This is a genomic window from Curtobacterium sp. MCBD17_034 (genome assembly GCF_003234515.1).
Taxonomy (GTDB): domain Bacteria; phylum Actinomycetota; class Actinomycetes; order Actinomycetales; family Microbacteriaceae; genus Curtobacterium.
Window position 1 is genome coordinate 125245 of sequence record NZ_QKTN01000007.1, and the last position, 22404, is coordinate 147648.

The following is a 22404-nucleotide window of genomic DNA, read 5'->3' on the forward strand; positions in this document are numbered from 1 at the left end:
TCCGCGCCGCCGCCGGCGCCGCTGGCTAGGCTCGGGAGCCGTGTTCGAACTCCACCACCTCAGCGCGCAGGACCTGTGGGACTGGATCCGTCGGGGCGAGGCCTCCCCGCTGGAGGTCGCGGAGCACTACCTCGGCCGGATCGAGCGCATCGACCCGGGACTCGGGGCGTTCACCGCGGTGACCGCCGACGCCGCCCGCGATCGTGCTGCCCACCTCGCCGAACGGGTGCCGACGTCCAGGCCGCTGTGGGGCCTCCCGAGCGGTGACAAGGACCTCGTGGACCGGACCGGATTCGTGACGCGGGCGGGCTCCCGAGCGGTCGCCGCGACGCCGGCGGTCGCGGACAGCCCGCTCGTGCGGGCGCTCGACGACGCCGGGACGGTGTCCCTCGGCCGCACCGCGACCCCGGAGTTCGGCTTGTCGTCGACGACCGAATCGCTCGCGACCGGTGCGACGCGGAACCCGTGGGACACGTCGGCGAGCCCGGGTGGGTCGAGCGGTGGTGCGGCGGTGGCGGTCGCGGCCGGGTTGCTGCCCGCCGCGGTCGGGTCCGACGGCGGCGGGTCGGTGCGGATCCCGGCCGCCGCGACGGGCCTCGTCGGGCTCAAGCCGTCCCGCGGGCGGGTGCCGGCGATGCCCGGGCGCGCCGGACTCGGCGGACTCGTGGTGGCCGGGCCGATCACACGGTCGGTCGCGGACGCCGGGATGCTGCTCGACGCCCTCGTGGCGCCGAGCGGTCGCGCGGTCCCGGAGCCGTTCGCGCTCCGCACGCCGGACGAGGGCGAGGGTCCCTTCACGGCCGCGGCGACCCGCGGCGAGGGCCGGTTCACGGTCGGGCTCCTGCAGGGGTCACCGTGGGACGACGCCGTCGACGTGCGGACGAGTCCCGAGGCCGCCGCGGCGGTCGCGGAGACCCTGGCGCTCCTCGACGCGCTCGGGCACGGCGTCGAGGACGTCGCGATGCCGCGGGTGGAGTACGCCCGGTGGTTCCGTGTCGCCTGGCAGGCCTCCGCGGCACGCATCCCGGACGTGCCCGGTCTCGACCCGTCACGCCTGGAACCGCTCACCGCGTGGCTCGTCGAACGCGGACGGGAGCTCTCGGGCGTGGCGGTGCTCGAGGCCATGGCCGGACTCGATGCGTTCTCGGTCGCCCTGGTGCAGGCGTTCGCGTCGTACGACGCCGTGCTCACCCCGACGCTCGCGCTCCCCCCGCGACCGCTCGGCTGGTACTCGGACGACCCCGAGGAGAACTTCGCGGACCAGTGCCGGTACTCGCCGTGGACCTCGATGTGCAACGTCGCCGGGCTGCCGGCGATCACGCTGCCGGTGTCGACCACGGACGCCGGCCTCCCCATGGGCGTGCAGCTCATCGGCCGCCCCGGTGGGGAGCGCACGGTCCTCGCCCTCGGCGCCCAGCTCGAGCGTCGGGTGCGATGGCAGCGGCGGCACCCGCCGCAGTGGTGAGGTCGGTGGGCCGGACGCCGTCCGCGGTGCAGGGCGACGGCCTCCCGTCCGGCGCAGCGGTCGGGCCGGACCTCAGACCGGCGGGAGCGTCGGCGCGGCCGCGACGAGTCCCCGCGTGACGTCGTGCCGCGGGTCGTCGAGCAGGGTCACCGGGCCCTGCTCCACGATCCGCCCGGCGTCCATCACCGCGACCCGGTCGCACAGCCGCTGCACGACGCCGACGTCGTGCGACACGAGCACGAGCGTCATCCCGAGGTCCTCGGTCAGGCGGTCGAGCAGGTCGATCACCCGGGCACGCACGACGACGTCGAGCGCGCTCATCGGTTCGTCGCCGACGAGCAGCGCGGGCCGGTGCACCACTGCGCGCGCGATCGCGATGCGCTGGCGTTGACCGCCGGAGAACTCGTGGGGGAACCGGTCCGCGGCGTCGTCCGGCAGGTCGACCCGGCGCAGGGCCTCGGCGACGAGCGCCGCGTGGTCGCCCGGCACGCGGAGGGCGCGCAACGGCTCACCGACGGTCCGACCGATGCGCATGCGCGGGTCGAGCGACGCGTACGGGTCCTGGAACACGATGCCCGTGCGGCGCCGGAACCAGCGCGTCGTGCGCGCGGAGGCGGCTGCCGACAGCGGGCGACCCCAGGCGCTGACGCTCCCGGACGTCGGTGCCTCGAGCGCGGTGAGGAGGCGGACGAGCGTCGACTTGCCCGAGCCCGACGCGCCGAGGACGCCGAGGCGCGCACCCGCGGGGACGGCGAGGTCGACGGCGTCGACGGCGGTCCGCGTCGCGCCGGGCTCGAACGGGCCGCGACGCGGGAGCCGGTAGGTCCGTGACAGTCCGCGCGCCTCGAGCGCGGGCGAGTCCTCGTGCTGGGTGTGCCCCGCCGCGGCGGTCCCGACCCCCCTCCCGCCGCTCGTGGTGTCCTCGCTCACGGGGTCCTCCTCGCGGTGGCGGCGGCGGCCGCGACGAGCGCGGCGGTCGCGGGGTGCCGCGGCGCGGCCAGGAGGCCCGTCACCGGACCCGACTCGACCACTCGTCCCGCGTCGAGCACGACCGCGGTGTCGGCGATGCGCGCCAGGACGGCGAGGTCGTGCGTGACGAACACCAGACCGGTGCCCCGCTCGTCGGCGGTGCGGTCGAACAGCTCGAGGACCCGGGCCTGCGTCGTCACGTCGAGCGCCGTCGTCGGTTCGTCCGCGAGGAGGAAGGCCGGCTCGCCCGCGAGGGCCATGGCGATGCACACGCGCTGCCGTTGGCCGCCGGACAGCTGGTGCGGGTACTGCCGCAGCAGGCGCTCCGGGTCGGGCAGGTCGACCGCGACCGCCAGGTCCACGGCGGCCTGGGCGGCGGCGCGGCGGTCGAGTCCGCGGTGCAGCCGCAGCGGCTCCGCGATCTGCGACCCGACCCGCCGGATCGGATCGAGTGCCGTCCCGGGCTCCTGGAACACCATGCCGATCCGACGACCGCGGTAGCGGGCGTGCTCGCGGTCCGACAGACCGACGAGCTCGTCGGGGCCGAGGCGCACGCTGCCCGAGACGGCGGCATCCGGGGGCGTCAGGCCCATCACCGCCAACGCGGTCATCGACTTGCCCGACCCCGACGCGCCGATCACACCGACACGGGCCCCGGCGGGGACGGCGAACGAGACGTCGTCGAGCACGGTCCGCCCGCCGATCCGCACGGTGAGGCCGCGCACGGTGAGGTCCGTCGTCGCGCCACGACCCGGACCGCCGGCGTGCTCGGCGCGGTCGACGGCGGTCATGCGGTCCCTCCGTGGACCTCGACCGTGGCGTCGGCGGTGGCGGGCATCACTGCGGGCGCACGACGGGCCTCCCGGGCGTCGGCCGCACCGGCGGTCGCGCCGGTGTCGGCATCGAGGTCGCGCCGTCGTCCGGTCAGTCGTGGGTCCGACGCGTCGCGCACGGCGTCGCCGAGCAGGGACAGCGCGACGACGACGAGGGCGATCGCCGCACCCGGCCAGGCCGCGCTCCACGGGTGCACGCCGATGTAGGTCTGCAGGTCGGCGAGGAGACTGCCCCACGAGGCGGTGGACGACGACGCGCCGTACCCGAGGTACGACAACCCGGCCTCGGCGAGCACGGCCGTCGCCATGGCGAGCGACAGCTGCACGGTGAACAGCGGTGCCGCGTTCGGCACGAGGTGGCGGAGGAGCACGCCGACCGGCCCGACGCCGGCGGCGCGTGCCGCGGTCACGTAGTCGCTCCGTGCGATGCGGCGGATCTCGCCGCGGGCGACCCGGGCGATCGTCACGCCGAAGCTCAGGCCGACCGACACGACGACGACGCCGAGCGAGCCGCCGAACACGGCCGTCAGGAGCATCGCCGTGAGGAGCGTCGGGAACGCGACGAGCACGTCGAGGAGCACGGCCATGCCCTCGCGGACCCACCGGCTCGTCAACGACCCGACGGCGGTCAGCAGCATCCCGACCACCGAGGCGATGACGCCGGACCCCAGGGCGACCAGGACCGTCGTCCGCGCGCCCGCGAGCACGTAGCTCGCGATGTCGCGGCCGACGGCGTCGGTGCCGAACCAGTGGGCGGCGCTCGGGGCTCGCCACTGGTGGAACGGGTCGGTGTCGAACGGGTCGTACGGCGTCCAGAACGACGCGACGACCGCGGCCACCACGAGGAGCCCGAGCACGACGACCGCCACCGCGCCGGACGGCCGGGTGACGAGTCGTCGGAGGAAGCCGCGCTCGCCCCGTCCCGCGGCCCGGGCGGTCACGCTGCCTCCCGGAGACGGGGGTCGAGGAGGCGGTGCGCCACGTCGACCGCGAAGCCCACGACGAGCACGAGCCCGGTGAGCACGAGGAGCTCGGACTGCACCTTCGTCAGGTCCCGGCGACCGACGTCCGTGACGAGCATGCGTCCGACGCCCGGCAGGGCGAACACCTGTTCCACGAGGACGGCGCCGACGAGCAGCCCCGCGATCTGCACGCCGAGGACCGCGAGCACGGTGAGCGCGACCGACGGCAGCCCGTGCCGCAGGAGCGCTGCCCGCCGGGTGAGCCCGACCGCCGCCGCGGTGCGCAGATGGTCGGCACCGAGGACGCCGAGCGTCGCGGAGCGCGTGAACCGGAGGACGACCGCACCCTCGACCGCGCCGATCGTCAGCGCCGGCAGGACGAGGGCGGCGAACGCGCGCCCCGGTTGGTGCCAGCCGTCGAGCGGGAACCCCTGGGTCGGCAGGAGCCGGAGCCGCACCGCGAACACGGCGACCAGGAGCATGGCGGCCCAGACGACCGGGATCGCGGCGACGGCCTGCGCCACGATCGAGATGACCACGCCGGCGGGTCGACGTCGGAGGACCGCGGCGACCACGCCGAGCGGCACCCCGAGCACGAGGGCGAAGAGCAGGGACAGGCCCGCGAGCGGCAGGGTGACGGCGAGCTTCTGCGCGATCTGCGGTGCCACCGCGCCACCCGTGACGAGGGAACGGCCGAGGTCGCCGTGCAGGACCCCACCGATCCAGCTGAGGTACTGCACGACGAGCGGACGGTCGAGCCCGAGTTGCCGACGGACGGCGGACACCTGCGCGGCCGACGCCTGCGTCCCGGCGACGACCTGTGCGACATCGCCGGGCAGGACCCGCAGCGCGGCGAAGACGATGACGCTCGCGACGAGGAGGCCGACGGCGAACAGGAGCAGCCGCCCGACGAGGAATCGGGTCACGGGGTCAAGCCTACGAGCGGCGTCACCCCGTGACGGCGAGCTTCGACAGGTCGAGTCGCGTGCTCGTCGAGTTCGTGGGGAAGCCGGTCACGCCGTGGCGGATGGCGGTGATCGTCGTCGCGGTGTAGAGCCACTCGCCCGCGGCGTCCTCGCTGACGATGCGGGCGGCCTTCCGCAGGTCCGCGTCCCGCTCGCTCGTGTCGGTGGTGGCGAGGGAGTCGGCGTAGAGCTGCTGCACCTGCGGGTTGTCGTACCCGAAGTAGTAGTCCGGGTTCGCCCAGTTGCCGAAGTCGCGCGACTCGGTGTGGTCGACCATGCTCAACTCGAAGTCGTGTTTCCCGAACACCTGGTCGAGCCAGGTGGTGAAGTCGACGCGCTTGACGTGCAGGGTGATCCCGACCTTCGCGAGCTGCGAGGTGAGGACGTCGCCGATCGTCGACGGGTAGATGTTCGCGTACGTGAGCGTGAGGTCGAGGTCGTGCTTCCCCGCCTGCTGCAGGAGCTTCCGCGCGTCGGCGGGATCGTACGCGTCGATGTCCGTCAGGTCCTGGTACCCCGGGTCGAGCGCCGGGATCGGTCCGCCCTGTTCGACGCCCGTGCCGCCGATGGCCTTGATGAGCGCCTTCGGGTCGATGGCCTCGCGGATGGCCCGCCGGACCCGCACGTCCGTGAACGGCGCCTCGCGGTCGTTGAAGGCGAGGGTGTACTTGTCGGTCGTCTCGCCGGTGTGCAGCGTGATGCCCGAGGCGCCCTGGAGCTGGCCCTTCAGGGTGCCGTCCACCGCCGTTTCCACGTCGAGGTCGCCGTTCGCCATGGCGTTGACGGCGGTCGACGCCTCGGTGATGTAGCGGAAGACGACCTTGGCCACCTTCGCCTTCGCGCCCCAGTAGCCCTTCCAGCGGGTGAACGTCAGCGAGTCGCCCTGCTTCCAGCTGCTGACCCGGAACGGCCCCGTGCCGATCGCGCTGTCCGAGCGGTCGTTGTGGGCGCCACGCTCGAGGACGACGCCCGCGCGACCGGTCAGCGCGAACAGCAGGTTCGAGTCGGGACGGGCGAGCCGCACCACCACGGTGTGGTCGTCCGGCGCCGTGACGTCCGAGACCGACGCGAGGTCACCCGCGTCGACGTAGGTCGAGCTCGCGCGGAAGTCGTCGAGCGACCACGCGACGTCCGATGCGGTGAGTGGGGTGCCGTCCTGGAACCGGATGCCGTTCCGCAGCGTGAACGTGTACGTGCGACCGTCCGCCGACACCGACCGCTTCGACGCGAGCACGTTCCGGATGCCACCGTCCTGCGTGCGTCCGACGAGGCCCTGGTACACGTTGTCGAGGAGCACCTGGTCGAGCGCGGCGCCCGACTGCTTCCGGATGTCGAGGCTCGTGGGCTCGAGCACCAGGCCCACCCGGACGGTGGCGTCCCGGCCGCCGGAGGTGTCGTCCGACGCGCCGGAGCAGCCGGTCAGGGCGAGTGCCGCGGTGAGGGCGAGTGCGGCGGCGATGAGGCCGGAGCGGCGCGGCCCGGAGCTGCGGAGCGGACGCATGTCGTGGGGGTTCCTTCCGTGCGGACGGCGGCGGTCGCCGCGGTGCGCTCGGACGAGCGTACCGGCAGGCGGTCACCGGGGGTTCGACGGCTCCCAACGCCGGAGCACGTCCGCGAGTTCCCGCGGCGCCTGGGTCTGCACCGTGTGTCGCGCGGGGACCGTGACGATCCGGGCCGACGGCAATCGCTCCGCGAACCGGCGGGCGAGGGCCTGGGACACGTAGCCGCGGTCCCCGCGCACGAGCAGGACGGGCACTGGGAGGGACTCGAGGTCGTCCCACGCGTCGGCGAACCGACCGATGTGCGCCGCCCCCGGTTCGAGGTGCGGGAAGTGGTGCCGCCGCACCCACCGGCCGTCGGGGGCGCGCCGGGTGGCGTGGCGGGCCTCCCGGGCGAGCGCGACGGGGTCGTCGCCGAGCCGGAGTGCCAGGGCCCGCACGACCACCTCGTCGAGGTCGGCGAAGTCGGGTTCCTCCTCGAGGGCGCGGACGATGCGGTCCACGGCGCGCTGGGTGAAGTCCGGTGACATGTCGAGCAACACGAGACCGGTCACGCGGCCCGGCGCGATCGCGGCGACGCGGGCGGCGACGATCGCACCGAGCGAGTGGCCGACGAGCACCACGGGGGGCGTGCCGAGCGCGTCGAGCGCGTCGACGACGGCCGGCGCGACGGTGTCCGCCGAGTAGACGGCGTCCGCCCGCCACGAGGACCGGCCGTGTCCGGGCAGGTCGACCGCGAGTGCCGGTACGCCGAGCAGCAGCGCGGTCGCGTCGAACGTGTGCGCCTCGAGTCCGACGCCGTGCAGGAACACGACGCGGACGTCGTGGGCATCCCGGGTCGCCGCGGCGGTGGCGCGCCAGCGGACGGCGCTCACCGTGGCACCGTCGCCGACGGTCGCGGTCAGCCGGGAGGCCCGGAGCGGCTCCGTCACGCCGAGGTGCGCCGCGAGTGCGGGAAGGTCGCTGAACTCGTCGGGGTCGGGCTCGGTCACCCCGACATCCTGGCAGTCCGCCGATCACCTGCTGGACCGGCTGCGGTGATTTAGGTAAGGCATGCCATACTCGGATGGTGTCGACCCGGTACAGGACCTTCGCGGTGCGCGTCCTGCGCATCACGCCCCTCACGCCGCACTTCGTCCGCGTGACGCTGACGGGTGACGAACTCGCCGACTTCGCCGCCGTCGGTCTCGACCAGCGCATCAAGGTCGTCCTGCCACTGCCGCACGGTGGCTACGAGAGCGTCCCGGGCGACGACGCCGGGGACTGGTTCACCGCCTGGCGTGCGCTGCCCGACGAGCGCCGCAACCCGATCCGCACCTACACGGTCCGGTCGTTCCGGCCGGCCGCGCGCGAGCTCGACATCGACTTCGTCGACCACGGCGACATCGGACCGGCGTCGCGCTGGGTCGGTGGCGCCACGGTCGGTGACGAGCTCCGCGTCGTCGGACCGGTCGTCGCGCGGGGGACCCGCGCCGAGGCCGACACCGGACGGGGCGCCGCCGAGTTCGCACCCGGGAGCGCGCAGCGCGTCATGATCGCGGGCGACGAGACCGCCGCCCCGGCCATCTGCGCGATCCTCGAAGCCCTCGACGCGGGGACCGTCGGGCACGTCTTCATCGAGGTCCCGACCGAGGCCGACCGGCTTCCGGTGGCCGCACCGCGCGGGGTCGAGGTCACCTGGCTCCCGCGGAACGGCGCGGACCACGGCCTCCACATGACGGAGCAGGTGCGGTCGTGGGCGCTCGCACACCGGGCCTCCCGGGCTGCCGCGACCGCGGCACCGGTCCTGGCGGACGTCGACGTCGACAACGGGATCCTCTGGGAGGTCCCGGACGACGACCGTGCCGACGACAGCGTCTACGCGTGGATCGCGGGCGAGGCCGGATGTGTCAAGGAGATCCGCCGCCACCTCGTCCGTGGGGCCGGCATGGACCGGCGCTCCGTGGCCTTCATGGGGTACTGGCGCCGCGGGCGCGCCGAGTGCTGAGCGGGACCACGACCGGCACACCGAGCCCGGTGCTCGCGGCGCGGGGGCTCACCCTCGCGTACGACGACCGCGTCGTCGTCGAGTCGCTCGACATCGACGTCCCGGACCGGGAGCTCACCGTCATCGTCGGGCCGAACGCCTGCGGCAAGTCGACGCTGCTCAAGGCGCTCGCGCGCACGCTCACCCCGACCGCGGGCACGGTGTCCCTCGACGGCCGGCCGATCCGCTCGTACCGGTCGAAGGCCGTGGCCCGACGCGTGGCGATGCTCCCGCAGACCCCCGTCGCGCCGGCCGGCATCACGGTGCGCGACCTCGTCTCGCGCGGTCGTTACCCGCACCAGGACCTCTGGCACCCGATGTCCGCGGACGACCGCGCGGCCGTGGACGCGGCGCTCGAGCAGACGAGCACCGCGGCGCTCGCCGACCGGAGCGTGGACGAGCTCTCGGGTGGCCAGCGCCAGCGGGTGTGGATCGCGATGGTCCTCGCCCAGCAGACCGACGTCGTGCTCCTCGACGAACCGACGACGTTCCTCGACATCGCACACCAGTACGACGTCCTCGAGCTCGCGGCCTCGCTGCACGCGGCAGGGCGCACCGTCGTCGCCGTGCTGCACGACCTCAACCAGGCCGCCCGGTACGCGACGCACCTCGTGGCCATGGACCGCGGGCGGATCGTCGCGCAGGGGCCGCCCGCCGAGGTGCTCACGGCCGACCTCGTCGAACGGGTCTTCGGTCTGCCGTGCGTCGTCGTCCCGGACCCGGAGACCGGCACGCCGCTCGTCGTCCCGCGCGCGGGCGCCGCCGCGGCCGCGCGCTCGGCCGCACGGGGCGCTGACGGCACCGGCGGGCGCGCCGCCTCGACCGTCCGTGGGGACGCCGAGTCGGCGACGGTCCGCGAGGCGGACTGACCCGCCTCAGTTCCAGCCGGGTACCACGGCCGCGAGTCGCTCCCAGAGCTCGGCACCCACGCGGTCGTCCCGGGCCTCGCGGGACAGCGTCCCGGCGTTGAGCCCGTCGAGGTACGTGCCGGGCCGCTCCTCGACCACGTCGTCGCCAGCGAGCCGGACGAGTCCGACCGCACCCGCCTCCGGCGAGAGACCGTAGTTCCCACCCGTCGCGAACGACATGAGCCGCATCGAGGGGGAGTCGGCCCCGAAGCCCGTCGCGACGAGCCCCGGGTGGTACGAGTACGCCGGGACGCCGGTGCGCTGGGTCCACTGCCGGGTCAGGAGGACGGCTGCGAGCTTGGCGGTGCCGTACGCGCGCCAGCCGCCGAACCAGGGTCGCCGCGCGCCGTCGAGGTCGTCGAGCACCACGTGCCCGAAGCGGTGCGCGAGGCTCGCGGTGACCACCATCCGACCGTCCTGTGCCGCGGTGAGCACGTCCGCGAGTGCGTTCGCGAGCACGAACGGCGCGATCACGTTGCGCTGCAGGGTCGTCTCGAACCCGTCGACGGTCCGCGAGCGGTGGGACACGAGGCCACCGGCGTTGTTGACGAGGGTGTCGAGGTCCGGGACCTCCCGCCGCAGGTCCGCCGCGAGGCCGTGCACGGCCTCCAGGCGGTCGAGGTCCGCGACGAACCGCGGCATCCCGAGTTCGTCCGCGATCCGGGCCGTGCGATCCGGGTCGCGCCCGATGACGACGACGCGATGGCCGTCGGCGACGAGGGCGCGCGCCGCGGCGGCACCGATGCCGGAGCTGGCGCCGGTGAGGGCGATGGTACGGGGGTGGTCGGTCCGCATGGCGTCGTCTCCGTTCCGACTACGGTCGGCCGAGGGTCTCGAGCAGTCGGAGCCAGATCTCGCTCATCGTCGGGTACGCCGGGACCGCGTGCCAGAGCCGGTCGATCGGGACCTCCCCGACCACGGCGACCGTCGCGGCCTGCAGCATCTCGGCGACGTCCTGCCCCACGAACGTGACGCCGACGAGCACATGGCGGTCCTCGTCGACGACGGCCTTCGCCCGTCCGGTGTAGCCGTCCGCCTGCAGCGCCGAGCCGGCGACGGCACCGAGGTCGTACTCGACCGCGCGGACGTTCAGGCCCTGCTGCCGGGCGGCCGCTTCGGTCAGTCCGACGCTCGCGACCTCCGGGTCGGTGAACGTGACCTGGGGGACCGCGGCGTGGTCGGCGGTCGCGACGTGCGCGCCCCACGGAGCGGTCTGGAGGGGCGTCCCCTGGAACCGGGCGGCGATCGCCTCGCCCGCCGCCCGGGCCTGGTACTTGCCCTGGTGCGTGAGGAGCGCGCGGTGGTTGACGTCACCGACGCCGTACAGCCAGTCGGTCCCGTGCACGAGCATCGTGTCGTCGACGTCGAGCCACGCGCCGGGGGTCAGGCCCACCGTCTCGAGGCCGAGCTCCGCGGTGTGCGCGGTCCGTCCGGTCGCGACGAGGACCTCGCTCGTGACGAGCGTCGAGCCGTCCTCGAACGTGGCGGTGACGAGTCCGTGCTCGTCGCGATCCATCCGGACGGGCGTCGCGCCGATGCGGACGTCGACCCCGAGCTCGCGGAGTGCGTCGGTGACCATCTCGCCCGCGAAGGGCTCCATCGCACCGAGGAGGCCGCCGCGGGCCACGAGGGTCACGGTGGTGCCGAACGACGCGTACGCGGTGGCGAGTTCGCAGCCGGCGACCCCGCCGCCGATGACGAGCAAGCTGTCCGGCGCTGACTGGGCGCTCGTGGCCTCGCGGGTGCCCCACGGCGCCGCGTCGGCGAGCCCCGGGATGTCGGGGAGCTGCGGGAGGGAGCCCGTGGCGACGGCGACGGCGGCACGTGCCCGGTGCTCGACGCCGTCGACCTCGATGGTGCGCGGTCCGGTGATGCGGGCGTGGCCGCGGATGAGGGCGATGTCGGCCGAGTCGAGCCACGACACCTGGCTGTCGTCCTGCCAGTTGCTCGTGAACCCGTTGCGGCGCGCGAACGTGGCCGCGGGGTCGACCGTCCCGGTGACGGCCTCCGCCGCGCCGCCGAGCCGCTGGGCGGCGCGGACCGCGTGCCCGCTGCGGAGGAGTGCCTTGGACGGCATGCAGGCCCAGTACGAGCACTCACCCCCGACGAGTTCCGCTTCGACGATGGCGGTGGACAGGCCACGCTTGTGGGCGTAGTCCGCCACGTTCTCGCCGACCGCTCCGGCACCGATCACGATGAGGTCGTAGTCCGTCATGCCGCTGAGCGTACGCGAGACGGGGCGCTCCGCTCCGGGCGGGCTCCCGGCTGGTGCGGACGGGTCAGGAGATGCGTGCGGCGGCGGACAACGCCCCGACGACCCGGAGGATCACACCGAGGTCGTCGACGGCCCGGTCGGGATCCACCGGCGCGAAGCCGGTCAGCGCGGCGCCCACGAGGCGTCGGCCGTCCGTCGCGGCGGCGATGAGGTCGACGAGCGTCCCCCCGCCCAGACCGAACGGCACGGGTTCGAGCAGGCCGTCCACCTCGGACGGGTCGAGGACGTCGAGGTCGATGTGCACGAAGACGCTGTCGGCCCCGGTGGCCACGACAGCCGCGCGGAGGGAGGCTGTGTCGGTGTCGTCCGCGTCGAGGGCGCGCACGTCGGCACGAGCGAGCGCCGCACGTTCGACGTCGTCGAGGCCGCGGGTGCCCGCGATGACGACCATCGGCGCGGCGAACGTCACTGCCTCCGGGAACAGGTCGTCGGGGCGGTCGACCAGCAGGCGGACCGCGGCGGTCTCGGCGGCGACGGGCTGCGCGCGGTTCAGGGGCCGGAACCCGCTCGACCCGGACAGGCGGACCAGGGCGGTGGTCGGCGTGCACACGGCGGCCGCGCCGAGCACCACGGCGCCGTCCCCACCGATCGTGAGGACCGGCTCGGTGGCCACCCGGACCTCTTCGCTCACCGCCTCGGCGACGGAGCGGACCGCGGTGTAGCGGGCGACGGCCGTCTCGAGCCGGTCGCCGGCGCCCGCCGGGATCGGAACGGTCGTGGTGGCCGACCGTGGGAGGTCCGCGGCGATCGCGCTCGCGCCGTCGGCGAGTCGCATCGCGCGGGACGACGCCGAACCCTGCCACTGACCGACCACGAGGAACTGCACGTCCCCATCCTGTCAGTTCGGTCCGGCGTCGTCGCCGAGCGGGGCGGTGCGGCTCAGTGTCCGTTCTTCAGGGCCGCCAGTCGCGCCTCGACCTCGGCGTCCTTGCCGAGGTCGTCGAGGCTCTGGAACTGCGCGTCGAGGCTCGAGGCCTGGAGTTCCTGCTGCCCGAGCACCCGGGCCTCCTCGCGGCGGATCTTGTCCTCGAACCGGGCGAGATCGCTCGTCGGGTCCATGACGTCGATGCTGCCGATGGCCTCGTTGACGCGCGACTGCGCCTCGGCGGTCTTCTGCCGCGCGACGAGCTGGTCGCGCTTCGCCTTGAGGTCGACCAGCTTCTGCTTGAGCTGCTCGAGTCCGGACTTGAGCCGATCGACGACCTCCGTCTGCGCGGCGATCTGCGGTTCGGCGTCCTTCGCCTCCTGCTCGCTCCTGATCTGCCGACCGAGCGCGATCTTGGCCAGGTCGTCGAACTTGTCGGCGTCCGCGGTCTTGCCCTCGGCGCGGTAGCGGTCCGCTGCGGCACTCGCGCTCGCTGCCTTCTGGCCCCAGTCGGCGGCGGCGGCGACGTCCTCCGCGTGGTCCTGCTCGAGGAGACGGAGGTTCCCGATCGTCTGGGCGATCGCGCTCTCGGCGTCGGCGATGTTGTTCGTGAAGTCGCGGACGAGCTGGTCGAGCGCCAGCTTGGGGTCCTCCGCGTTGTCGATGATCGCGTTGATGTTCGCCTTCGCGAGCTGCGCGATCCGTCCGAAGATGGTCTGCTTCGCCATGGTCGTGTCCTTTCTGGTGGTGGTGTCGTCACTGGTCCCGGAACGCCCGTGCGTCCGGTTGGTCATCAGAACCGGCCGCCGCCGGAGAAGCCGCCGCCGTCCCCGCCCCCGCCGCCGTCTCCGAAGCCGCCGCCGCCGAAGCCGCCGTCTCCGAAGCCGCCGTCTCCGAAGCCGCCGCCGCCGAAGCCGCCGCCGTACCCGCCGCCGAAGCCCCCGCCGCGACCGCCGAACATGCCGCCGAGCACGAGACCGGTCACGAGCCCGCCCAGCTGCGCGCCGTTCGAGCCGCCGCCGCCCGGCCAACCGCCCATGTCCTGGTCGGCCTCGTCCATCGCCGCGGCGGCGTACTGCTCGGCGGCGCGCGCTGCGCGGATCGCCGTGTCGGGGTCGGAGGTGGCGGCGCGCACGGCGTCGTCGAAGGCGCGCTCAGCCTCGGACAGGCGGGTCCGGGCGCGGGGCCCGATGCCGCCACGCCGCATCGAGATGAAGTCCCGTGCCTGGTCGATCCGGGCCCGGGCGTCACGGAGTGCGGCGTCGAGCGCGGCCGCGGCCCGCTGGCGGCGTTCCTCGCGCGACCGGGCGGCAGCGAGTGCGGTGTCGATGGCGGCGTTGACCTGCGTGAGGCGGTCGAGCGCACTGACCGGATCGCGGGGGTCGAGGTCTTGGCGGAGCACGGTCGCGGCGCGCGCGACGGCGGTCGTGACGTCCGGGCCGGGGTCGCGGAGCGATCGACCGGCTGCGACGTCGGCCTCGACATCGGCACGGAGAGCCTCGACACGACCGGCGGTCTCGTCGAAGGTCCGAGGTGCGCTCGCGACGGCCCCGGCGAGCTGGGCGACCTGGGCGAGGGCGTGCTGCGCGTCGCGGACGGCGATCACCGCCTGACCACGGTCGCCGCTCGCGATGGCGTCCGTCGCGGCGCGTGCGCGCTCGTCGGCGTACGCGAGGACGTCGCGTGCTTGGTCGACGTTGCCGTCGACCGTCGCGATGGTGCGTCCGGTCCACCGGCCGCGCAGCGTGGTGAGCGTGGCGTCCGCGTCGGCGACCTGCCGTCTCGCCGTGGGCAGCGCGGCGGTCACCTGGGCCGCGTTCGCCTCGACGCCGTCCTCCAGTGCGCGCAGCGCGTCGAACGCCGCCGTCTGCTCGGCGAGCTCCCCGTGCACGCGGGAGCAGATCTCGACGATGCGCCGCGACCACGCGGCACGGTCGGTGGGGGAGTCCGGGACCTCGTCGTCGAGCTGCTGGCGGAGCGTGAAGGCCTCGCGCACCGCGCGTCGGGCGCGGTCGAGTGCTGCGGTGAACGGTGCGGCGGCGTCGGTGCCGAACTGTGCGACGGCGAACCCGACCTCTTGGTCGGCGCTGCGGATCTCGTCGTCGATGGTGACGAGGGCCACACCGGCACGACGCTCGAGGGCGGCGAGGTCCGCGGCCTCGGCAGCGGCGGCACGGGCAGCGCGGCGGTGGTTCCGGGCCCGGATGACGAGCACGAGGACGACGAGACCGGCCACGACCACCGCGAGCACGACCCAGAGCCACGTCAGGTCGGGCGGTGCCTGGGTGGCCGCCAGTCCCTGCGCGAACGCGGTCGCGGCGCCGTCCCAGTCGTCGGCGCGCAGTCTCGGGACGAGGTCGTCGTCGGTGGCCGTCCGGACGTCGTCCTTCGAGAGGGTCGTGGACGTGTCCGACTGCGTGACGTTGTACACGCGATCGTCGACCGCGACGGAGAGCAGCACGCTGTCGGTGTCGAGCTGGTTCCGTTCGAGCGTCGCGCGTCCCCACGCCGCCTGGTCGGACGGGTCCGTGAACCGCGGCACGTAGACCACGAACAGCCGGGTGTGGGTCTGGTCGTAGAGGTCGTCGAGCGCTTTCCGGACCCGGTGCTCCTGGGCGGTGCTCAGGGCGTTCGCGTCGTCGACGACGTAGGCGCCGTCGAGGTCGACCGGTGCGGTGGCCGATGCGCCGGCGGCCGGCCCGAGGACGGTGAGCGCCGCGAGCAGCACGGTGACGAGCCCGGCGGCCCGACGAGCGTACGGGTGTCGTCCTCGTCGTGTGCTGCCGTCGCGGGTTCCGCGCATCCGTCCTCCTCGTGCCGCGGGCGGTGGGCCGCAGGACCCTGGGACCCCGGAGTCTAGCGAGCCGCACCGCTGGGTGGCCGTGTCGCCGGGCGGTCGGTGGACCGCGTCCGCGCGGGGTGGCGTTCGTACCCCGTCGGGGCGCGTCACTCCTCCCGCGGCTCCCGGGCAGGACCTCCGGGTCCGGCGTCCATGTCCCCCGAGTTGGGAGTAGCATGGACCGGCATCGGCGACGAAGGGAGCGGGCAATGGAGCGAGCGACCAGGACAGAAGTCGTCCCCCTCGAGGACGGGTTCCACCGGGTGTCGACACCGGCGAGCGGTGTCATCGGGTTCGTGCGCGAGCGCGACGGGCGGTACGAGGTCCTCCGAGGACGGGTGCGTCAGGCGACGCGGTCCGAGGGGATGTACTCCACCATGAACGTCGCGCTCATCGCCCTGACCCACGCCTGATCGGGCTGACCCACGCCTGATCGGGCTGACCCACGCCTGATCGGGCTGACCCACGCCTGATCAGCGGCCCCGTCGTCGTCGGCCCGCCCCGCTTCGTGCGGTGGTGGGCCGACGCCGTCCGGGCCCGTCGTCAGGGGCATCGGCGCGGGCGACGGTGTGGCGCGCGGCGGGATCACGTGCGCGCGAGCGCGACCTGTCGTCGGACCTCGTCGAGTGTGCGCATGAGCGTGATCGAGTCGTCGAGTGAGTGGACGGGGGAGTCCGTGCGGCCCTCGGTGGCCCACGCCGCCAGGGCGACGGCCTGCCAGACGAGTCCCTGCCGGCCGCGGAGGCCCGAGCGGTCGCGCCAGGCGTGCACGGTGTCCCCGAGGCGGAGCGTGAACGCGGCCGGGAACACGAAGTGCTCGGTGAACCGGACCGTGCCCTCGGTGCCCGCGATGGTCGGGAGCCCGTCGGTCGAGGCGAGCATGGTGGTCGTCACCGACGCCTGAGCGCCGGTCGCGCCGGTCAGCACGGCGACGGACTGGAGGTCCACCCCGCTTCGGCTGGTCCGTCCCGTCGCGTCGATGCGCACCGGTGCCCCCGTCGCGAACTGTGCGAACCACAGGCCGTACACGCCAGCGTCGAGCAGCGCGCCGCCGCCGAGCGCCGGGTCCGTGATGCGGTCGAGGCCGCCGAGGTCGTGCGGCCAGCCGACGTCGACGAGCGCGAGGTGGACCTCGCCGAGGTCGCCACGGTCGATACAGGCCCGGAGGACGGCCGACTGCGGCAGGTACCGCGTCCACATCGCCTCCATCGCGAGCACCCCTGCCGCTCGTGCGGCGTCCGCGACCCGGACGGCGTCGGCGGCGGAGGTCGTGAACGGCTTCTCGACGAGCACGTGCTTGCCGGCGCGGATCGCGAGGAGTGCCTGTTCGGCGTGGTGCACGTGCGGGGTCGCCACGTAGACGACGTCGACCTCGGGGTCGCCGACGAGGTCCTCGTACGAGGTGTGGGCCCGGGGTACGCCGTGCCGGTCGGCGAAGGCCGCAGCCCGGTCACGCGATCGTGATCCGACGGCGACGACGCGCTGGTCGGTGGCCGCGTGCAGGGCGGCGGTGAAGTCGTTCGCGATCTCCCCGGGCCCGATCACGCCCCACCGGAGGGCGGGGCCACCGCGGAGCGGAGGGACGTCGGGCTCGGGGAACGTGAACACATGCCGAGCCTAGGGACGCGGTGCGGTCGGCACCAGCTCGACGCCGGTCGTCTCCGCCCGAGCGGCGAGCACCCGGGTGGCGAGCGTTCGGAGTACGTCGCGGTCGTCCCGTCCGAGCGGAGCGACGATGTCCTCGACCTCCCGACCGAAGGCGGCCGTGACGCGGTCCACGACGTCGCGTCCGGCGGTGGTGAGTCGCACGTGGGCCATGCGTCGGTCCTCCCGGGACGGCACGCGCTGGACCAGGCCGCGCCGCTCCGCTCGGTCGACGAGTCCGGTCACGCTCGACTTGTCGAGGTCGAGCAGGGCCGCGAGTTCTCGCATGCCCGGTTCCCGGTCGCGGAGCACGCCGAGCAGGCGGGTCTGCACGAGCGACAGGTCGTCGGCGTCCGCGGTGCGGGCGAGCGTGTTCTGGACGAGGAACGACAGCTGTGCGAGTGCGTCGACGATCCCGAGGTCGGGGTCCGGAGCAGTGGTCACACGGACATCGTACTTGTGGTGGTACGTGGCACCAACTAAACTGGTTTGTGCCACGTACCAAATCGGTGTGGCGCGAGGAGGAACCGATGCCCACCATGCACGCCGCTGTCGTCACCGCGTTCGGCGAGCCACCCCGGAGCGGTGCGGTCCCGGTCCCCGAACCGCGCTCCGGCCACGAGGAACTCGTCGACGTGGTCGCCGTCGGCCTCCATCCGCGCACCCGCTCGGGTGCGGCGGGTGCCCACTACACGAGCACCGGCGTCCTGCCGATGGTCCCCGGCGTCGACGCCGTCGGACGGCGCGCGGACGGGGCGCTCGTGTACTTCGTCGCGGACGACGACGTGATCGGGACGATGGCCGAGCGAGCCGTCGTCGACCGTCGTCGCTCCGTCGTCCTGCCGGACGGCATCGACCCGCTCCGCGTCGCCGCCACCATGAACCCCGCGATGTCGTCGTGGGTCGCGCTCCGCCGCCGCGTCCCCGTCCGCCCGGGACGGTCCGTCCTCGTGCTCGGCGCCACCGGCAGCGCGGGCTCCATGGCGGTCCGCATCGCGAAGCACCTCGGCGCGGGGCGGGTCGTCGCGGCGGGTCGGGACCGGCGGCGCCTCGACGCCCTCGCCGAGGTCGGCGCCGACAGCCTCGTGCAGCTCGGGGTACCGGCCGCCGACGCCGCGCTCGGTGCGGCGGCCGCCGACGTCGACATCGTGCTCGACTACCTCTGGGGCGCGCCGACCGAACAGGCGATCCGCGCCGTCCTCACCGCCAGGAGGGACCGGAGCGCCGCGCTCCACTGGATCCAGATCGGGTCCGTGGCCGGACCCGACATCTCGCTGCCGTCGGCCGTGCTCCGCGGCGCGGACCTCCGGCTGCTCGGCAACGGGCAGGGTGCGGTCTCGCCGGCGGGCTACCTGGCCGAGCTGCCGTCCCTCGTCGCGGAGATCGACGCGGGCGGCATCGTGGTCGAGCCCGTTCCCGTCGCGCTCGGCGAGATCGAGCATGCGTGGGGTCGGGACGAGGAGCCTGGGCAGCGGATCGTGGTCGTGCCGTGAACGACGGACGGCCTGAGCGACGGACGGCCCTGAGCGACGGACGGCCTAGCGACGGACGGCCTGAGCGACCGATGGTGCCCCCAGGAGGATTCGAACCTCCGCCCCTGCCTCCGGAGGGCAGTGCTCTATCCCCTGAGCTATGGGGGCCCGGGGTGCTCCCACCGTAGCAGGTCCCACGACCGCTCCCGGACACCGGTGACGCTGCCCGGGCAGCGGATGGACGACCCGCTCCGATCCGTCGCCCGCTGCTCGCCGTCGTCGACGTCAGCGCCGGGGCCGGGCCACCGCTGCGTGCCACGAGGCGGTCGACGGACTGTCCCCTGCCCGGCCCCGGAGGGCACGTGTCACATCGGCCTCTGAACCGCGCTACCCGGCCTGCGGCGTCGCGGACGCGCTCGCCGTGGCGGACGAGAGGGCCGTGCGGACCGCGTCGACGACCGGCTGCGCGTCGCCCGGCTCACCGAACACCGTCGACTCCACGTGGATCCAGTACGGATCCGTGAACGCATCGGCCCGCCCGATGCCCTTCCGCGCCTCGAAGTAGCCCTCGACGGTGTACGTCGGCACGCTGTTGCTGTCCTCGTACAGGGTGTCCTTGAGCTTCGTCAGGGTCGACTCCGGCAGCGAGGCGACCGCCAGCGTCAGACGAGCGCCGCCGCTGGCGTCCCGCCAGGTGCAGACGTCCCCGCGCTCCGCCGCGATGCCGGCCGCCGTGCTGCCGTGCGCCGGTGTCGCGTCCGTGTCGAGCGTGAAGGTCCGGCCGTACGTGGCGAGCACCTGCTCGGGCACCAGGGCCGCGCAGGGGACGTCGACGCGGGTGCCGATCGGCGCCGGGGGTGTCGAGGAGGACGTCGTCCCGCTCCGTCCGGCGGAGGACGCGTGGCCACCGGTGCACCCGCTGACGGCGAGCACGCTCGCAGCGGCGATCGCGACCGTGGTGATCGCCCGGACGAGGGTGCGGGAGGTCATCCGACCATGATGACGCACCCCGTCCCCGACGCGCGAACCCCGCTCGCAGCGCGGCGCGCACGAGCCGTCGCCGCGGCGCGGACCGTGCGACGACGCCCCGGTAGACTCGACCGCCGTGACCCCAGCCGAACTCTCCGCCGCGTACCTGTCGATCCTCGCCGGGATCGTCGAGCGACGGGGCGCCGCCGACACCGTCGTGGTGGGGGAGTCCCACGCGGCCCTCGAACGCCCCCGCAACCGGGCACACGGGGACTGGTCCTCGAACGCAGCCATGCAGCTCGCCAAGCGCCTCGGGACGAACCCGCGTGAGCTGGCCACCGAGATCGCCGGGGAGCTCACCGAGCTCGACGGCGTCGACGCGGTGGACGTCGCCGGCCCCGGCTTCATCAACATCACGCTCGAGGCCGCCGCCGCCGGAGCGATCGCGCGGACCATCGTCGAGGAGGGCGGTGCGTTCGGGCGCGGCGACCTCTACGACGGCGTCCGGATCGACCTCGAGTTCGTCTCCGCGAACCCGACCGGCCCGATCCACATGGGCGGCGTCCGCTGGGCCGCGGTCGGCGACAGCCTCGCGCGCGTGTTCACGGCGCAGGGCGGGCTCGTCACCCGTGAGTACTACTTCAACGACCACGGCGGCCAGATCGACCGCTTCGCCCGCAGCCTGCTCGCGAGCGCCCTCGGCGAGCCCACCCCCGAGGACGGCTACGGCGGTGCCTACATCACCGAGATCGCCGCCCGGGTCCTCGCCACCTTCGACGGCGACGTCGCCGACCTCCCGCGGGACGAGGCGCAGGAGCTCTTCCGGCGCGAGGGCGTCGAGTTCATGTTCGCCGACATCAAGGCGTCCCTGCACGACTTCGGCGTCGACTTCGACGTCTACTTCCACGAGAACTCGCTGCACGAGTCGAAGGCCGTCGAGCGCGCCATCGCCCGCCTCCGCGAGCTCGGGCACATGTACGAGGCAGACGGCGCCCTGTGGCTTCGCACGACCACGTTCGGTGACGACCGCGACCGCGTCGTGATCAAGTCCGACGGCGAGCCCGCGTACATCGCGGGCGACATCGCGTACTACCTCGACAAGCGCGAACGCGGGTTCGAGCGGAACCTCATCATGCTCGGCGCCGACCACCACGGCTACATCGGCCGGATGATGGCGATGTGCGCCGCCTTCGGCGACGAACCCGGTGTCAACCTCGAGATCCTCATCGGCCAGCTCGTCAACCTGCTCAAGGACGGCGAGCCCGTGCGCATGTCGAAGCGGGCCGGCAACGTCGTCACGATGGAGGACCTCGTCGACGCGGTCGGCGTCGACGCCGGCCGGTACGCCCTCGTCCGCTTCGCATCCGACACGGCGATCGACATCGACCTCGACCTCCTCGTCAAGCGCACGAACGACAACCCGGTGTTCTACGTCCAGTACGCCCACGCCCGGACGTGCGCCGTGGACCGCAACGCCGCGGCGAGCGGCGTGGACCGGTCGGTCTTCGACGGCTCGCTGCTCACCCACGAGACCGAGAGCGCACTGCTCGGCGCGCTCGCCGAGTTCCCGCGCGTCGTGCGCCAGGCGGCGGAACTCCGGGAGCCGCACCGCGTCGCCCGGTACGTCGAGCAGCTGGCCGGTCTGTACCACCGCTGGTACGACGCCTGCCGCGTGACGCCGCTCGGCGACGAACCCGTGACGGACCTGCACCGAACGCGCCTCTGGCTCAACGACGCCACGGGGCAGGTCGTCCGCAACGGCCTGACGATGCTCGGGGTCACCGCACCCGAGCGGATGTAGCGCGTGTCGGCAGCGACGGCGACCGCCGGCGGCGCTCGGGGCCGGCGCCGCGGGCGCCGCGGCGTCGTCGTCCTGGTCGTCCTCGTGCTGGTCCTCGCCGTCCTGGCGGTCGTCGCCGAGCTCGTCCTGCGGCACGTCGTCGACCGGACGATCGCCGACCGGATCGAGTCGTCCCTCCCGTCCGGCACGGCCGGCCACGTCGTCGCCGACGCGCACGGCGTGGTCATCCCGCAGCTCGTCGCCGGGCGACTCGACGACGTCGACGTCACGACGCACGACCTGACCGTGCGCGGCGTCCCGCTCGCGGTCGACGCCACGGTGCACGACGTGCCCGTGCGGGGGACGGGACGGACGGGTCGCGCCGACGGCACGGTGCGTCTCACCGCGTCCGCGGTGCGGCAGGCCGGCGTGCTCGACCAGGTGGCGGGGGACGTCCGTCTCCGCGACGGCGGCGTCGCGTACGCCGGGCGCACCCGCTTCCTGGGCACCGACATCCGGTACCAGGTCACGGCCGCGGTCGCCGCAGCGGCGAGCGGACGGGGCGTGACGATCACCCCACACCAGGTGCGCGTCACGAACAGCGCGCTCGGCATCGACGTCGGCGGCCGCATCCCCGGCGTCTCCGGGACGCCGGTCGACGTGTGCACGGCCCGGTACCTCCCGGCCGCGCTGCGTCTGCGGTCGATCGCGATCACGGCCTCGGCCGCCACGATCCGCATCGACGCCGCGCACGTGCCGCTGTCGGACGACGCGCTCCGCACGACCGGGTCGTGCTCCTGATCCCACGGGTCGGCCCGTCGTGACGCCCCGCGTCCACCCGGCCGGGAGGCCCGCCGCGGCTCGGTAGGCTGGACCGGCCCGGTGGTCCCGGGCCCCGTACCACCCCGGAAGGCCCCCTGTCTCTTATACACA

Annotated in this window: 21 protein-coding genes and 1 tRNA gene; 7 read left to right on the plus strand and 15 right to left on the minus strand. The window is 74.1% G+C overall.

All coding sequences use genetic code 11. The features are described 5' to 3' along the window. Positions 1 to 40: 40 nt before the first annotated feature. Positions 41 to 1465 carry an amidase gene (locus DEI92_RS12855; protein WP_111013758.1) on the plus strand — a complete coding sequence of 475 codons (1425 nt, stop codon included), beginning with the start codon at positions 41 to 43 and terminating at the stop codon, positions 1463 to 1465. A gap of 72 nt (positions 1466 to 1537) precedes the next feature. On the opposite strand, the gene DEI92_RS12860 is transcribed toward DEI92_RS12855, so the two are convergent. The 6 genes from DEI92_RS12860 to DEI92_RS12885 all read right to left on the minus strand — a co-directional run bounded on the left by DEI92_RS12860 (position 1538) and on the right by DEI92_RS12885 (position 7685). Then, a complete protein-coding gene (locus DEI92_RS12860; RefSeq protein WP_111013781.1) occupies positions 1538 to 2299 on the minus strand; it encodes an ABC transporter ATP-binding protein in 762 nt (253 codons plus the stop codon). Positions 2300 to 2391: 92 nt separating this feature from the next. Next, positions 2392 to 3225 (minus strand): ABC transporter ATP-binding protein, encoded by an 834-nt coding sequence (locus DEI92_RS12865; protein ID WP_111013759.1) that lies wholly within the window; start codon positions 3223 to 3225, stop codon positions 2392 to 2394. After that, a complete protein-coding gene (locus DEI92_RS12870; protein ID WP_111013760.1) occupies positions 3222 to 4208 on the minus strand; it encodes an ABC transporter permease in 987 nt (328 codons plus the stop codon). The genes DEI92_RS12865 and DEI92_RS12870 overlap by 4 nt, the downstream gene beginning before the upstream one ends. Beyond that, on the minus strand, positions 4205 to 5155 hold the full coding sequence (locus tag DEI92_RS12875; RefSeq protein ID WP_111013761.1) for an ABC transporter permease: 951 nt from the start codon (positions 5153 to 5155) through the stop codon (positions 4205 to 4207). The genes DEI92_RS12870 and DEI92_RS12875 overlap by 4 nt, the downstream gene beginning before the upstream one ends. Positions 5156 to 5177: 22 nt before the next feature. Beyond that, on the minus strand, positions 5178 to 6695 hold the full coding sequence (locus DEI92_RS12880; RefSeq protein ID WP_111013762.1) for an ABC transporter substrate-binding protein: 1518 nt from the start codon (positions 6693 to 6695) through the stop codon (positions 5178 to 5180). 72 nt (positions 6696 to 6767) lie between these two features. Beyond that, positions 6768 to 7685: an alpha/beta fold hydrolase gene (locus tag DEI92_RS12885; RefSeq protein WP_111009219.1), complete on the minus strand. Its 918-nt coding sequence runs from the start codon at positions 7683 to 7685 to the stop codon at positions 6768 to 6770. A 74-nt stretch (positions 7686 to 7759) separates the two neighbouring features. Between DEI92_RS12885 and DEI92_RS12890 the strand changes: the two genes are divergently transcribed. Beyond that, complete coding sequence (locus tag DEI92_RS12890) at positions 7760 to 8680, plus strand: siderophore-interacting protein (RefSeq protein ID WP_111013763.1); 921 nt, start codon at positions 7760 to 7762, stop codon at positions 8678 to 8680. After that, positions 8677 to 9588 (plus strand): ABC transporter ATP-binding protein, encoded by a 912-nt coding sequence (locus DEI92_RS12895; RefSeq protein WP_375342162.1) that lies wholly within the window; start codon positions 8677 to 8679, stop codon positions 9586 to 9588. The genes DEI92_RS12890 and DEI92_RS12895 overlap by 4 nt, the downstream gene beginning before the upstream one ends. Positions 9589 to 9594: 6 nt before the next feature. Here DEI92_RS12895 and DEI92_RS12900 read toward each other — a convergent pair whose 3' ends face one another. From DEI92_RS12900 to DEI92_RS12920, 5 genes are all read right to left on the minus strand, one after another. Next, entirely contained in the window at positions 9595 to 10422 is an 828-nt protein-coding gene (locus DEI92_RS12900) for an SDR family NAD(P)-dependent oxidoreductase (RefSeq protein ID WP_111013765.1), read from the minus strand. A 19-nt stretch (positions 10423 to 10441) separates the two neighbouring features. Then, on the minus strand, positions 10442 to 11842 hold the full coding sequence (locus DEI92_RS12905) for an NAD(P)/FAD-dependent oxidoreductase (protein WP_111013766.1): 1401 nt from the start codon (positions 11840 to 11842) through the stop codon (positions 10442 to 10444). 64 nt (positions 11843 to 11906) lie between these two features. Continuing rightward, positions 11907 to 12728, minus strand: a complete 822-nt coding sequence (locus tag DEI92_RS12910) for an arginase family protein (RefSeq protein WP_111013767.1) — start codon at positions 12726 to 12728, stop codon at positions 11907 to 11909. A gap of 53 nt (positions 12729 to 12781) precedes the next feature. Continuing rightward, positions 12782 to 13495 carry a PspA/IM30 family protein gene (locus DEI92_RS12915; RefSeq protein ID WP_111013768.1) on the minus strand — a complete coding sequence of 238 codons (714 nt, stop codon included), beginning with the start codon at positions 13493 to 13495 and terminating at the stop codon, positions 12782 to 12784. A gap of 65 nt (positions 13496 to 13560) precedes the next feature. After that, positions 13561 to 15570 (minus strand): YgcG family protein, encoded by a 2010-nt coding sequence (locus tag DEI92_RS12920; protein ID WP_111013769.1) that lies wholly within the window; start codon positions 15568 to 15570, stop codon positions 13561 to 13563. 245 nt (positions 15571 to 15815) lie between these two features. Between DEI92_RS12920 and DEI92_RS12925 the strand changes: the two genes are divergently transcribed. Beyond that, entirely contained in the window at positions 15816 to 16019 is a 204-nt protein-coding gene (locus DEI92_RS12925) for a hypothetical protein (protein ID WP_111013770.1), read from the plus strand. Between the two features lie 172 nt (positions 16020 to 16191). Here the strand turns inward: DEI92_RS12925 and DEI92_RS12930 are convergent, their stop codons facing one another. Both DEI92_RS12930 and DEI92_RS12935 read right to left on the minus strand, forming a co-directional pair. After that, positions 16192 to 17214, minus strand: coding sequence for a Gfo/Idh/MocA family protein (locus DEI92_RS12930; protein ID WP_111013771.1), 1023 nt, complete (start codon positions 17212 to 17214; stop codon positions 16192 to 16194). A 9-nt stretch (positions 17215 to 17223) separates the two neighbouring features. After that, entirely contained in the window at positions 17224 to 17694 is a 471-nt protein-coding gene (locus tag DEI92_RS12935; RefSeq protein WP_111009210.1) for a MarR family winged helix-turn-helix transcriptional regulator, read from the minus strand. 86 nt (positions 17695 to 17780) lie between these two features. Between DEI92_RS12935 and DEI92_RS12940 the strand changes: the two genes are divergently transcribed. Further along, positions 17781 to 18743 carry a zinc-binding alcohol dehydrogenase family protein gene (locus DEI92_RS12940; RefSeq protein WP_258370197.1) on the plus strand — a complete coding sequence of 321 codons (963 nt, stop codon included), beginning with the start codon at positions 17781 to 17783 and terminating at the stop codon, positions 18741 to 18743. A 72-nt stretch (positions 18744 to 18815) separates the two neighbouring features. Here the strand turns inward: DEI92_RS12940 and DEI92_RS12945 are convergent. Both DEI92_RS12945 and DEI92_RS12950 read right to left on the minus strand, forming a co-directional pair. Continuing rightward, positions 18816 to 18890, minus strand: a tRNA-Arg gene (locus tag DEI92_RS12945). A gap of 219 nt (positions 18891 to 19109) precedes the next feature. Next, entirely contained in the window at positions 19110 to 19712 is a 603-nt protein-coding gene (locus DEI92_RS12950) for a hypothetical protein (protein WP_111013772.1), read from the minus strand. 115 nt (positions 19713 to 19827) lie between these two features. On the opposite strand from DEI92_RS12950, the gene argS reads away from it, so the two are divergent. Then, the gene (gene argS, locus DEI92_RS12955) at positions 19828 to 21492 is read left to right on the plus strand and encodes an arginine--tRNA ligase (RefSeq protein ID WP_111013773.1); all 1665 of its coding nucleotides are present in this window, start codon (positions 19828 to 19830) and stop codon (positions 21490 to 21492) included. A gap of 3 nt (positions 21493 to 21495) precedes the next feature. Next, a complete protein-coding gene (locus DEI92_RS12960) occupies positions 21496 to 22272 on the plus strand; it encodes an LmeA family phospholipid-binding protein (protein WP_111013774.1) in 777 nt (258 codons plus the stop codon). The last annotated feature ends 132 nt before the right edge of the window (positions 22273 to 22404 follow it).